This is a genomic window from Bradyrhizobium sp. SZCCHNR1093, from assembly GCF_032381175.1.
In the GTDB taxonomy this organism is placed as follows: domain Bacteria; phylum Pseudomonadota; class Alphaproteobacteria; order Rhizobiales; family Xanthobacteraceae; genus Bradyrhizobium.
On the sequence record NZ_JAUHJJ010000013.1, the window covers coordinates 57721 to 69708 of the forward strand.

General features: G+C 65.7%; 10 protein-coding genes. 5 read left to right on the forward strand and 5 right to left on the reverse strand.

The window, feature by feature from the left end:
• Nucleotides 1-18 precede the first annotated feature (18 nt).
• Nucleotides 19-1056 (forward strand): amino acid ABC transporter substrate-binding protein, encoded by a 1038-nt coding sequence (locus QX070_RS28940; RefSeq protein WP_315740558.1) that lies wholly within the window; start codon nt 19-21, stop codon nt 1054-1056.
• 328 nt (nt 1057-1384) lie between these two features.
• Here QX070_RS28940 and QX070_RS28945 read toward each other — a convergent pair whose 3' ends face one another.
• On the reverse strand, nt 1385-2341 hold the full coding sequence (locus tag QX070_RS28945) for an IS481 family transposase (protein ID WP_315740559.1): 957 nt from the start codon (nt 2339-2341) through the stop codon (nt 1385-1387).
• 659 nt (nt 2342-3000) lie between these two features.
• Between QX070_RS28945 and QX070_RS28950 the strand changes: the two genes are divergently transcribed.
• Nucleotides 3001-3456, forward strand: coding sequence for a fasciclin domain-containing protein (locus QX070_RS28950; RefSeq protein WP_315740630.1), 456 nt, complete (start codon nt 3001-3003; stop codon nt 3454-3456).
• A 216-nt stretch (nt 3457-3672) separates the two neighbouring features.
• Here QX070_RS28950 and QX070_RS28955 read toward each other — a convergent pair whose 3' ends face one another.
• Together QX070_RS28955 and QX070_RS28960 are read right to left on the reverse strand one after the other, a co-directional pair.
• The gene (locus tag QX070_RS28955) at nt 3673-4812 is read right to left on the reverse strand and encodes an acyl-CoA dehydrogenase family protein (protein ID WP_315740560.1); all 1140 of its coding nucleotides are present in this window, start codon (nt 4810-4812) and stop codon (nt 3673-3675) included.
• A gap of 158 nt (nt 4813-4970) precedes the next feature.
• Entirely contained in the window at nt 4971-6155 is a 1185-nt protein-coding gene (locus tag QX070_RS28960; protein WP_315740561.1) for an acyl-CoA dehydrogenase family protein, read from the reverse strand.
• A 161-nt stretch (nt 6156-6316) separates the two neighbouring features.
• Here QX070_RS28960 and QX070_RS28965 point away from each other — a divergent pair, with 161 nt between their 5' ends.
• A complete protein-coding gene (locus tag QX070_RS28965) occupies nt 6317-6862 on the forward strand; it encodes a carboxymuconolactone decarboxylase family protein (RefSeq protein ID WP_315740562.1) in 546 nt (181 codons plus the stop codon).
• Nucleotides 6863-7250: 388 nt separating this feature from the next.
• Here QX070_RS28965 and QX070_RS28970 read toward each other — a convergent pair whose 3' ends face one another.
• Entirely contained in the window at nt 7251-8492 is a 1242-nt protein-coding gene (locus QX070_RS28970) for an MFS transporter (protein ID WP_315740563.1), read from the reverse strand.
• A 207-nt stretch (nt 8493-8699) separates the two neighbouring features.
• Between QX070_RS28970 and QX070_RS28975 the strand changes: the two genes are divergently transcribed.
• Nucleotides 8700-10766: a prolyl oligopeptidase family serine peptidase gene (locus QX070_RS28975; protein WP_315740564.1), complete on the forward strand. Its 2067-nt coding sequence runs from the start codon at nt 8700-8702 to the stop codon at nt 10764-10766.
• A gap of 50 nt (nt 10767-10816) precedes the next feature.
• Here the strand turns inward: QX070_RS28975 and QX070_RS28980 are convergent, their stop codons facing one another.
• A complete protein-coding gene (locus tag QX070_RS28980; protein ID WP_315740565.1) occupies nt 10817-11494 on the reverse strand; it encodes a DUF938 domain-containing protein in 678 nt (225 codons plus the stop codon).
• Nucleotides 11495-11683: 189 nt separating this feature from the next.
• Between QX070_RS28980 and soxX the strand changes: the two genes are divergently transcribed.
• Entirely contained in the window at nt 11684-11977 is a 294-nt protein-coding gene (soxX, locus tag QX070_RS28985) for a sulfur oxidation c-type cytochrome SoxX (RefSeq protein WP_315717170.1), read from the forward strand.
• Nucleotides 11978-11988: the final 11 nt, after the last annotated feature.

Sequence of the window (11988 nt, forward strand, 5' to 3'; positions counted from 1 at the left end):
TTTCGAAAGAGATTGACCATGCGCACTTTCCGAGGCGGCCTGCTGATCGGGCTCGCCGTCGCCGTCCTCGTCGCGGCGCTCGCCGTCACCTATGAGATGTACGACACCCGCACCTTGAAGCGGACCATCCGCCGCGGCGAGGTGCTGTGCGGCGTCAACGCCGGGCTGCCCGGCTTCTCGATTCCCGACGACAAGGGCAATTGGAGCGGCTTCGATGTCGACTTCTGCCGCGCCGTGGCGGCTGCGATCTTCGACGATCCGAAGAAGGCGAAGTTCGTGCCGCTCGACGCCAGTGAGCGCTTCAAGGAGCTGCAGAGCCGCAAGGTCGACATCCTCTCGCGCAACACCACCTGGTCGATGGCACGCGAGCAGAATTACGATCTGTATTTCCCGGCGGTCGCCTATTACGACGGCCAGGGCTTCATGGTGCCGCGCGCGCGCAAGCTGGAGACCGCGCTGGACCTCAACGGCAGCAAGGTCTGCGTGCAGGATTCCACCACCAACGCGCTCAACGTCGGCGACTATTTCCGCACCAACAACATGAAGTACGAGGAGGTGAAGTTTCCCAAGCTCGACGACGTCATCAAGGCGTATGACGGCGGCAAGTGCGACACCTTCACCGCCGACGTCTCGCAGCTCTACGCGCTGCGCCTGACGCTGTCGAAGCCCGGCGATCACGACATCCTGCCCGACCTGATCTCCAAGGAGCCGCTCGCGCCCGTGGTGCGCCAGCGCGACGACGACTGGATGATGATCGTGAAGTGGACGCTGTACGCGATGATCAATGCCGAGGAGCTCGGCATCACCTCCAAGAACATCGACGAGGCGCTGAAGTCGAAGAAGCCGGACGTGATGCGTCTGGTCGGCAACGAGGGCAGCTATGGCCAGGACCTCGGCCTGACCAAGGACTGGGCCGCGCGCGTGATCCGTCACGTCGGCAATTACGGCGAGGTCTATGAGCGCAACGTCGGCAGCGAGTCGAAGCTGAAGATTCCGCGCGGCATGAACCAGCTCTGGAACGCCGGCGGCGTCCAGTATGCACCGCCGATCAGGTAAGGATTTCTGCACACTTCCACCGTCATCGCGAGGAGCAACGCGACGAAGCGATCCAGGGCTGTTGTAAAGACTCTGGATTGCTTCGCTTCGCTCGCAATGACGGAGCATGGCCTGACCTTCTCGCGACGCCTCACGCGTCCGAACTTTGCAAATTCGTCCGCCCTCTGGAAATCGAGGGCGCAGGGAAGGCCGGGCCTCGGCTGAGGCCCGTGGCCCGCCTGCGAAAAAAATGCAGGCGGCAGGAACCACAGGTACAGCCGGAACGACCCGGCCCTCCCTGCGCGATGGCTTTAACGGTTATGGCGCGCTCTCCCCGGTGTCCGGCTTGTTAGTTGTGGAGCCTCAGGAGGTTGTCCTCGGTTAAACCGAGTCTGCTGATAGGCGGCTGGGAGTTTATGCCGCCGTGAGGCCGGTGCCAATTATACTGGTGCAGCCAGATGGGCAGTTGCGCGGCGCGCTGATCGGAAGTGGGATAGGTGTGTGCATAGGCCCACTCCCGGAGCGCTGTCTGGATAAAGCGCTCAGCCTTGCCATTGGTTCTGGGCGTGTAGGGCTTGGTGCGGATATGCTTGAGACCAATATCGCGGCAGGCCTTATCGAAATCGAAGCCGATATAGCAGCCACCGTTGTCGGTCATGACGCGGGTGACGGTAACGCCCAAGCTCTTGTAGTGAGCGACAGCGGCTTTGAGAAACGCAACAGCACTCTCGGCGGTCTGATCAGGCTTGAGCTGTGAAAAGGCGACACGGGAGTGGTCATCGATGCAGACATGCATGTACTCCCAGCCAAGTCCGCGACAATGACTATAGCCGTTCCGATTGCCGGTGACGCGATGGCCGCTTTGCGCGAAACGGCCGAGCTTTTTGATATCGATATGGATCATCTCGCCCGGCGCAGCGTGCTCATAGCGACGCACGGGTTCGATCGGTTCCAGATCACGGATTCGGTTCAACCCCAGTCGTCGCAGAACGCGGCTGACCGTGGCCGGCGACACCTTAACCTCAGCCGCAATCTGCTTGCCCGTGTGGCGCTGACGGCGCAAAGCCTCGATAGCGGTACATGTGGCAGCAGTGGTTTGGCCTGGCGATGAGTGCGGTCTGGAGGAGCGATCGAGCAATCCCTCGACACCTTCCTCGCGGAACCGCTTCACCCATTTGGCTACGGTCTTCGGCGTCGTATTGTACTGGTAAGCAGCTTCAGCATAGCTCAGCCCACCCTCAACGACACTCCGCACCATCGCCTCTCGACCTTTCGGTGTCATAGGCGCATTCTTGTGGACGTCCATCTGGTCTCTCCTTGGAACACTGAAGCTTCGCAACCTCAGCTTCCTCGGTTCAGACCGGATGGACAACCTCCTGGAAGACCACAGTTAGCCACCGTCGCCGGCAGGATCATCATCACCCGCCGACTTGACGCCAGCATCGAGGCGCCAGGACCACACGTCTTCCCGTCCGCATCGCAATCGTTCGTCGGCGCGATAAGCTCACGCTGCGATCCGATGCGGCCATCGCATCATCAGCCCGACACTCGTGACGACCGCGAAGCGTCCCTCTTGTGGGCCAAGACAGCGGGGAATGTGCCGGTGATTTGCCCGACGACACAACGCCCGTCGGGTTGCGACAAATTGGCACGACGGGCAGTTCGCTCGCGCGGATCGGCCAATTAGTTCAGCGGATTCATCCGCCTCGCGGCCTCCATATACCGCGCAGATGCGCAGGCTCACGAGTTCGTGACCACCCCTGAAAATCCATCCGGGCCCACCGATCGTAACGAGGATGACCAATCCGGTCGGGGTGATGCGACCCTGGATCACAGGGCGAACAAGGGCCGCAAATCCTGTTTGCGCATCAGCCAACTCATCAGTTCAGTTCACAGGGAAAAAATCGAATGACGCTGGGATTTCGTTCGCTCGTGGCTGGCGCGTTGATGCTGGGCGCGCTCGCCATGTCAGCAACGGCGGCACGTGCTGCCGACATCGTCGATACCGCCGTCGGCGCCGGCCAGTTCACGACGCTCGTCGCCGCCGCCAAAGCCGCCGGCGTCGTGCCGGTGCTGAAGAGCAAGGGCCCCTTCACCGTGTTCGCGCCGACTGACGCGGCGTTCGCCGCGCTGCCGCCCGGCACGGTCGAGGATCTCCTGAAGCCGAAGAACAAGGGCAAGCTCGCCGCGATCCTGAAGTATCACGTGATCCCCGGCGCGGTGAAGGCGGGCGACGTCGCCGGCAAGAAGCTGAGCGTAAAGACCGCGCAAGGCCAGCCGGTGGCCGTCGACGGCACCTTCTTCGGCGTGCAGGTCAACGACGCGCATGTGGTGCAGGCCGACGTCATGGCCTCGAACGGCGTCATCCACGTCATCGACAAGGTGCTGCTGCCACCGGCCAAGACCGCGATGCATCATTGATCGAATGAGAGCGCGCCATCGGTGATGGCGCGCTCTTTTTTTGCGAACTCTGCTGTTGCCGTCGATAGTCACTGTCGTACCCCGCGAAGGCGGGGTACCCAGTACGCTGTGGCTTGTCGGTCAATCACACCTCTCTCGGCGTACTGGATCGTCCACCTTCGCGGACGATGACAGCTGAGCGTGTGGAGTCGGCGGGGTGCCGACAAGCGGCCTTGCTTAGTACCCCCTGAGCTGAGCCAGCTGCGCTGCGTGATAGTTCGCATCGCCCAGCATCTCCTCGCAGACCCGGGCGCGCTTCATGAAGAAGCCGATGTCGAACTGGTCGGTCATGCCCATGCCGCCATGCATCTGCACGCCCTCCTGCACCGCGCGGGTCGCGGTCGCGCCCGCGCGGGCCTTGGCGACGGCCACAGGGGCCGTCGCGCCGGCGGAATCGGCGTCGAGCGTCTGCAGCGCCTTCAGCACCGCGGCGCGGGTGATCTCGATCTCGATATAGAGCTGCGCGGCACGGTGCTGCAGCGCCTGGAATTCGCCGATGGCCTTGCCGAACTGCTTGCGCTCCTTGAGATACGCGACGGTGCGTCCGAACACCTCCTCGCTGAGACCCACCATCTCGGAGGCGACCGCGCCGCGGCCGAGATCGAGCACGCCGCTCAGCACGGCCGCGCCACCATCGACCTCGCCGAGCACATGATCCGCGGTGACCTCGACATCATCGAAGCCGATGCGCGCCGCGTTGTGCGCGTCGACCATGATGGTGCGCTCGATGGCAACGCCCTTGGCCTTGGGATCGACCAGGAACAAGGTCAGGCCCGCGCGCTCGCCCGGCGCGCCCGCGCTGCGGGCGACGACAAGCAGGAGATCAGCGACGTGGCCGTCGACCACCATCGCCTTGGCGCCGTTCAGTTTGAAGCCATTGCCTGAGCGCACGGCCTGCAGGGCGGTGTGCAGAGGACGATGCTTGGCGCCTTCGTCGAGCGCGAGCGCAGCCAGCAGCGCACCGCTGGCGATCTTCGGCAGATACTCCGACTTCTGCGCCGCCGAGCCGGCGCGCGTGAGCGCCGAGGCTGACAGCACCGCGGTCGCCAGGAACGGCGACGGCATCAAGGTGCGGCCGATCTCCTCCATCACGACACCGGCCTCGACCGCACCGAGGGCGGAGCCGCCATGCTCCTCCGGCACCAGCAGGCCGGCGAAGCCCATCTCGGCGAAGGTGGCCCAGAGCTCTTTGGAGAAGCCGGTCTCGTCGCGGCTGTCGCGCAGCTTGCGCAGGTGCGACACCGGCGCGTGATCTGAGATCAGGCCGCGCGCGCTGTCGCGCAGCATGGATTGTTCTTCGGTGAGGAGGAGAGGCATGGCACGAATCCCTTGAAAACTGCGTCTGACCGGTTCGCTCTCAACCCTCATGGTGAGGAGGCGCGCAAGCGCCGTCTCGAACCATGAGGCCAACGTCCGGGCCTCATCCTTCGAGACGCGCGCCGAGAGGCGCGCTCCTCAGGATGAGGGGAAATAGTTCACGCCCCCGGCAGATCGAGGATGCGCTTGGCGATGATGCCGAGCATGACTTCGGACGTGCCGCCTTCGATCGAGTTGGCCTTGGTGCGCAGCCAGGCACGCGGGCGGGCGCCCTCGCTGGAGCGCTCGCTTTCCCATTCCAGCGCGTCGATGCCGCCGGCCGCCATCAGCAGCTCGTGCCGGCGTTTGTTGAGCTCGGTGCCGTAATACTTCATCGCCGACGAGAACGCCGGATGGCCCTGCCCCGCCTTGGCGAGATCGACCATGCGCTCGGCGGCGGCCGCGAGCGCAGCCTCGTCGACGTCGAAGGTCGCGATCTCGGCGCGCAGCAGCGCATCGTCGAGCCGGCCCTGCCCGTCGCTGCCGACGGAGTCCGCCGCGACCTGGCCGAGCGGCCGGCTGCCGCCGCGCTCGCCCATGCCGGAGATCATCGCGCGCTCATGCTGCAGCAGATATTTGGCGACGTCCCAGCCGCGATTGACCTGACCCACGACATTGGCCTTGGGCACCCGGATATTGTCGAAGAAGGTCTCGCAGAAGGGCGAGCGACCGGAGATCAGGAGGATCGGCTTGGTCGAGACGCCCTTCGACGTCATGTCGAACAGGATGAAGCTGATGCCGTCATGCTTCTTCGCCGCGGGATCGGTGCGCACCAGGCAGAAGATCCAGTCGGCGTAGTTGGCGTAGGACGTCCAGATTTTCTGGCCGTTGATGATGTAGTCGTCGCCGTCGCTTTCAGCGCGCGTCTGCAAGGAGGCGAGATCGGAGCCGGCATTCGGCTCAGAATAGCCCTGGCACCAGCGAATGAGGCCGGCGGTGATCTTGGGCAGGTGCTCGCGCTTCTGTTCGTCGGTGCCGTATTTCAGTAGCGCCGGCCCGAGCATCGAGATGCCGAACGACGTGATCGGGGCGCGAGCGCCGATCGCCGCCATCTCCTGGCGCACGATCTTGGCCTCCTCGCCGTCGAGACCGCCGCCGCCATATTCCTTCGGCCAGTGCGGTACCGTCCAGCCCTTATCGCGCATGCGCTCGAACCAGACGCGCTGCGGCTCGGAGGAGAATTTTGCATTGCGGCCGCCCCAGAACGTGTCCTCCTCGGAGGTCATCGGGCGGCGCATCTCTGGCGGACAATTGGCCTCCAGCCAGGAGCGCGTTTCGCGGCGGAATGTGTCGAGATCGGCCATGTCTGGTCCTCGCGCGTTTCCATGATTGCTGTCGTTGGCAACGACCTAACCTCAGCGCTTCCTGGATTTCAACATCGATGTCGCCGCAAGGGCGGTACGCCCTCGCCTTGCATGGCGTTCTATGGTCATGATGCCGCCGCCCGAAATATGAGGACACCGACATGCGCCTGAAACTTCTTTCGCCCGGCGAAATGAGCGCCGACCAGCGCCAGACCTATGACGAGTCGATCGCCAGCAAGCGCGGCGCGCCACCGCCGCCGATGATGGCCTGGCTCAATAGTCCGGAGATGGCGCGGCATGCGACACGGCTCGGCGCCTTCCTGCGCTACGACACGGTGTTTCCCGCAGCATTGTCGGAGATCGCGATCCTGGTGACGGCGCGGCACTGGACCGCGCATTACGAATGGTACGCGCACAAGCGCCTGGCGCTGGCGGGTGGCCTCGACATCAAGATCATCGACGCCATTCGCGACCGCCGCACGCCGGCGTTTTCCGATCCCAAGGCGAAGATGATCTACGACGTTGCCAAGTCATTGCATGAGGGCCACGGGCTGACCGATGCGCTGTACAAGGAGGCGATCGCGCTGCTCGGCGAGCGCGGCCTGGTCGAGATCATCGGCCTGTGCGGCTACTACACGATGGTCTCGATGACGCTGAACGCGTTCGACTTCAACCTGCCGGAGGGCGAGGTGTCGGAGTTGAAGTGAGGCGTGAATGTGCTGAAGAGCGGTGCTGATAAGTACGCCTCTCCTTGTAGGAGAGCGACTATTGCGTACACATTTTCGCTCATTGGAGTCGCCATTTTGCCGCGACCGCGGTGAACTCCCCTCCCCCTTGCGGGGAGGGGTTGGGGGGTGGGGGTCCACGCGCGCTGAACGTCGTTGAGCACGCCTTTTGACATGTCCAGGGCCTCAGTGCTTCAGAAGCGTAGAAGGCCTTCCAGCCACCATGATCCTACGCGCACAGGGACAACAGAGGCGCTCGATGGGGTCGATCTCTCACGGAGAGAGCACGACTCGTGGACCCCCACCCCCGACCTCTCCCCGCAAGGGGGAGGGGAGCATACTGTGTACGCCGTGCGAGCTCGCACCGCCTCTACCCCCGCTCCGCCACATCCACTGCCGCGAGCCGCGCATCACGGCGCTTCGACGACCACACCAGTGCCAGCACGCACAAGCCCAGCAGCACCGGTGGGAAGACCACGAGGTTCACCGCCGACCAGCCGAAATTCGCGAGCAGTTGGCCCGACGAGAACGAGCCCAGCGCCATCAGGCCGAAGATCAGGAAATCGTTGAACGCCTGCACCTTGTTGCGCTCGGCGGATGTATGCGTCTCCAGCACCAGCGCGGAGGCGCCGACGAAGCCGAAATTCCACCCCACCCCGAGCGCCACCAGCGTGGCCCAGAAATGCATCGCGGTGAGGCCGGACAGACCGATCACCGCTGCGACCGCTTCCAGCGCGAGGCCGACCGCGACGATGACGGGCGCGCCGAAGCGCGCGATCAGCGATCCCGTGAAGAAGCTCGGGCCGTACATCGCGACGATGTGCCATTGCAGGCCGAAATTGGAATCCGACACCGTGAGCCCGCACATCTGCATCGCCAAAGGTGCCGAGGTCATCACCAGGTTCATCACCGGATAGGCGATGGTGCCGCACAGGGCGGCTGCGATGAAGCGCGGCTGGCGCACGATCTCGGACAGCGGCCGGCCGCCATGGAGATCGGCAGCTTCAGGCTTCGGCAGATCGACGCCGGCGACGATCCCCATCGCGACCAGCGCGACCGCCGCCTGGACCAGATAGCTGAACGCGAACAGATAGGGCTGCCAGACGTCCATGGTCCACTGCACGAGCTGCGGACCGAGCAGACCGGCGAAGATGCCGCCCGCCATCACCCACGACACCGCCTTGGGCCGGAACGTCGCGCTGGCGCCATCGGCCGCCGCGAAGCGATAGGATTGCGCGACCGCGCCGTAAAAACCGCCGAGGAAGGTCGCCAGGCAGAACAGCGCGAACGAGCTGCGGAGAATGGCGAGGCAGCCGAGCACGCCGGTGACGGCGCCGCAGCCGGTGCCGATCAGGAAGGCCGCCCGGCGGCCATAGCGGCGCGAGATCGCGCCGGTCGGCAGGGTGCCGGCGGCGAGGCCGACGACGTACATCGAGATCGGCACGGTCGCGAGCCCGATGCTCGGCGCGATCGTGACGCCGACGATCGCACCGGTGGCGAAGATCACGGCCGAGTTGGCGCCGGTCAGCGCCTGGGCGGCCGCGAGCCGCGCCACGTTGCGGCGGGCGCGGGCATCATCGGAGGTGTCTTCGCTCACGGTCAGATCGATCATCTCGGGTATCCGGAGGCGTGGGGCGCACGCTCCCGCTTTGCTGGTTTGGCCGCACTATTGCGGGAAGCGCGCGCCCGAGGCAACGGGCGCGAACGGAGACAAGCCATGCGGGCGGCGAACGCGCCACGGAGCGTGATTCGACACTCCCGGCCGGCCCGGCTAATCAAATGGTATTCTCGCGTCAACGGCGCCCGCGGAGCTTGAGCCATGTCAATCGACGATCGTCCGACCATCGCGGCGCCCGATGACGATCCGTATCTGTGGCTCGAGGAGATCGACGGCGAGCGTGCGCTCGCCTTCGTCACAGCGCAGAACCAGCGCACGCTCGCCGCGTTCGGCGACGCGGCCTTCGAACACGACCGCGACGCGCTGGCCGCCATCCTGGACCGGCCGGACAACATCCCATTCGTGAGCCGCCGCGGCGGGCTGCTGTACAATCAATGGAAGGACGCGGCGCATCCGCGCGGCGTGTGGCGGCGCACGACGATGGCGGAGTTCCGCGAGGCGCAACCGCAATGGGATGACCTGCTCGACATCGACCGACTCGCTGCCGACGAAGGCGAGGACTGGGCGCTGAACGGGGTCTCGAGCCTGCCGCCGGCGCATGAGCGCGCCATGCTGAGCCTGTCGCGCGGCGGCAGCGACGCCGTGGTGCTGCGCGAGTTCGACCTCGCGACGAAGCACTTCGTCACGGGCGGCTTCACGCTCCCGGAGGCCAAGGGCGGCGCCGCCTGGCTCGATGCCGACACCCTGCTGCTGGCGAGCGCGTTCGGCGCGGGCATGGCGACGCCGTCGGGCTACGCGCGGACGGTGCGGCGCTGGCGGCGCGGCCAGCCGGTCGAGCAGGCGGAGGTGATCTTCGCCGCCGAAGGCAGCCAGTCGACATGGGTGCATGTCGGTGTCGATCGCAGCGTCGCGCCGGCGCGGGTGTGGTTCGCCGAGGGCATCGACTTCTTCAACCAGCATCTATGGCTCGGCGACGGCAGCGGCGCGCGGACCAAGCTCGACCTGCCGACCGACTGCTGGATGTCAGCGCATGGCGATTGGATGGCGGTCAAGCTGCGCCAGCCCTGGACCGTCGGCGAGGTCACCCATCCTGCAGATGTGGTGCTCGGCCTCCGGCTGTCGGCATTCCTTGCCGGGCGCCGCGATTTCACCCGGGTGTTCGAGCCGGCGCAGCGACGTGCGCTGCAGGGCCTGTCCTGGGCCGGCGACCGGCTGGTGCTGTCGATCCTCGACGAGCTCAGGGCAAGGTTCGAGGTGTGGACGCCGTCACCGGAAGCGTGGAGCTGCGAGCGGCTCCCCGGCCTGCCGGAGATCGCGACGGTCGACGTCTGGCGGCTCGACACCGACGAGGCGGAAAGCAATGGCGACCTGCTCGCCAACATCCAGGATCCGCTGACGCCGCCGTCGCTGCTACTGATCGAGGGCTTGGCCGCGCCGATCGTGCTGAAGCAGGCGCCTCGCACCTTCAGCGCCGAGGGGCACGTCGTCACGCGACACGAGGCGATCTCGGTGGATGGCGAGCGTATTCCCTACACCCAGACCGGGCCGGCCGAGCTGACAGGCGACGCGCCGGTGCACATGAGCGCCTATGGCGGCTTCGGTCACACGCTCCGTCCGGCCTACAATGCGGCGCTGGGCAAGCTGTGGCTCGAGCGTGGCGGTACCCTGGTCGAGGCCAACATCCGCGGCGGCGGCGAGTTCGGCACCGCCTGGCACGACGCCGGCCGTTATGCCGGCAAGCGGCTCGCGCATGATGATTTCGCCGCCGTTGCGGCCGATCTCGTCCGCCGCGGCGTCACGGTGCCGAAGCGCATCGCGGCGCAAGGCGGCTCCAATGGCGGCATCCTGATCACCAACATGCTGGTGCGCTACCCCGAGCGCTTTGGCGCATTGTTCTGCACCATCCCGCTGATCGACATGCGCCGCTACAGCAAGCTGCTCGCCGGCGCGAGCTGGATCGCCGAATATGGCGATCCCGACAGCGACGAGGATTGGAGCTGGTTGTCGACCTACTCGGCCTATCACACCGCAACGTCCGGCCAGGCCTATCCGCCGATCCTGATCGCGACCACGCGGCGCGACGACCGCGTCCATCCGGGCCACGCGCGCAAGATGACCGCCAAGCTGCAGGCCATGGGCTACGATGCCTGGTTCTACGAACCCGCCGCCGGCGGCCATGGCTACGGCACCGACAACCGCGAGCGCGCCGGCTTCATCACGTTGGGCACGCGGTTTCTGGCGCGACATGTCGGGCTGGAGATGGAGTAAACGGCTCTCTTCACGGTCATCGCGCGGCGCCGAGGGCGACGACGCAGCCTTCAAGCAGCCCGCGCGAACACCAGGATCATATTGTTGGCCGGCATCTCTATCGTCTCGCGCAAGGCGAGCCCGTGGCGCGCGGCAAGCGCTTCGAGGTCGGTGATGTCGCGCACCCCCCAGTCCGGATTGTGCTCGCGCAGGGAGGTATCGAACACGGCATTGCTGACCGCGGTGTGCTTGCCGGCGCGCTTGAACGGGCCGTAGAGCACGAGCACGCCGTCCGCCGACAGCGCCTGCCCGGCGCCGGCGAACAATCCCTCCGCCACCGACCACGGCGCGATGTGAATCACATTGGCACAAAAGATCGCGGTGAGCTGCGAAGGCCCGCCCGCGGCGCGGAACGCCGCAGGCCAGCCGGGATCTGACAAGTCGATGCGCTGGGCATCACGGATGTTCGACAGCCCGGCATGCCTTCGCCACGCCGCGATGCTGGCGAGGTGGTTGGCGTTGAGGTCGCTCGGCCACCACGTCAGATCCGGCCGCTGCGAGGCGAAATGCACGACATGCTGGCCGGTGCCGCTGCCGGCCTCCAGCACGTCGCCGGTCTTGCCCGCGAGCAGCCGTCCCAACACCGCCCAGATCGGCTGGTGGTTGCGGTGGAAGGCGGCCGCGTCCAGCCGTCCGTCCGGTTCCACCGGCCGGCCGTCCCGGCCGAACTCCACGACATACTCCGCCATGCCCATTCTCCCGGCCGCCCCATGAACGGCCCTCGTTAACCGCGTTGCGGCGGCCACCATAGCTGCATTGTCAGCCGATGGTCTTTATGCTTTGCAGCGCCTATATTGCCGAGATCACCGAGACGTCGGAACTCCACCTTGATCACACCTGTCCTGCGTACCGCCCTGGCGATGGGGCTCTCGCTCGCCATGTCCATGGCCGCTCACGCCCAGTCCGGTGCCGTCGACGGCCAGAAGCTCGCCTTCGACCGCGGCAAGGGCAACTGCCTGACCTGCCACGAGATCAAGGGCGGCGACCTGCCGGGCTCGATCGGCCCGAAGCTCGAGAACCTCAAGGCAAGATACGACCGCGCCGAGCTGATCGCGATTCTCAACGACGAGACCAGGCGCAATCCGCTGACGGTGATGCCGCCGTTCGGCCGCAACCGCATCCTGACCGAGCAGGAAATCAGCGCCATCGTCGACTTCCTGCAGACCCTCTGATTCCGTTTGGA

Coding starts and splice junctions, on each gene's coding strand:
- QX070_RS28950 (WP_315740630.1), top strand. CDS start 3,001: ATGTCAGCAACGGCGGCACGTGCTGCCGACATCGTCGATACCGCCGTC.
- QX070_RS28975 (WP_315740564.1), top strand. CDS start 8,700: ATGTCAATCGACGATCGTCCGACCATCGCGGCGCCCGATGACGATCCG.
- soxX (WP_315717170.1), top strand. CDS start 11,684: ATGTCCATGGCCGCTCACGCCCAGTCCGGTGCCGTCGACGGCCAGAAG.
- QX070_RS28970 (WP_315740563.1), bottom strand. CDS start 8,492: ATGATCGATCTGACCGTGAGCGAAGACACCTCCGATGATGCCCGCGCC.
- QX070_RS28945 (WP_315740559.1), bottom strand. CDS start 2,341: ATGGACGTCCACAAGAATGCGCCTATGACACCGAAAGGTCGAGAGGCG.
- QX070_RS28955 (WP_315740560.1), bottom strand. CDS start 4,812: ATGCCTCTCCTCCTCACCGAAGAACAATCCATGCTGCGCGACAGCGCG.
- QX070_RS28960 (WP_315740561.1), bottom strand. CDS start 6,155: ATGGCCGATCTCGACACATTCCGCCGCGAAACGCGCTCCTGGCTGGAG.
- QX070_RS28940 (WP_315740558.1), top strand. CDS start 19: ATGCGCACTTTCCGAGGCGGCCTGCTGATCGGGCTCGCCGTCGCCGTC.
- QX070_RS28965 (WP_315740562.1), top strand. CDS start 6,317: ATGCGCCTGAAACTTCTTTCGCCCGGCGAAATGAGCGCCGACCAGCGC.
- QX070_RS28980 (WP_315740565.1), bottom strand. CDS start 11,494: ATGGCGGAGTATGTCGTGGAGTTCGGCCGGGACGGCCGGCCGGTGGAA.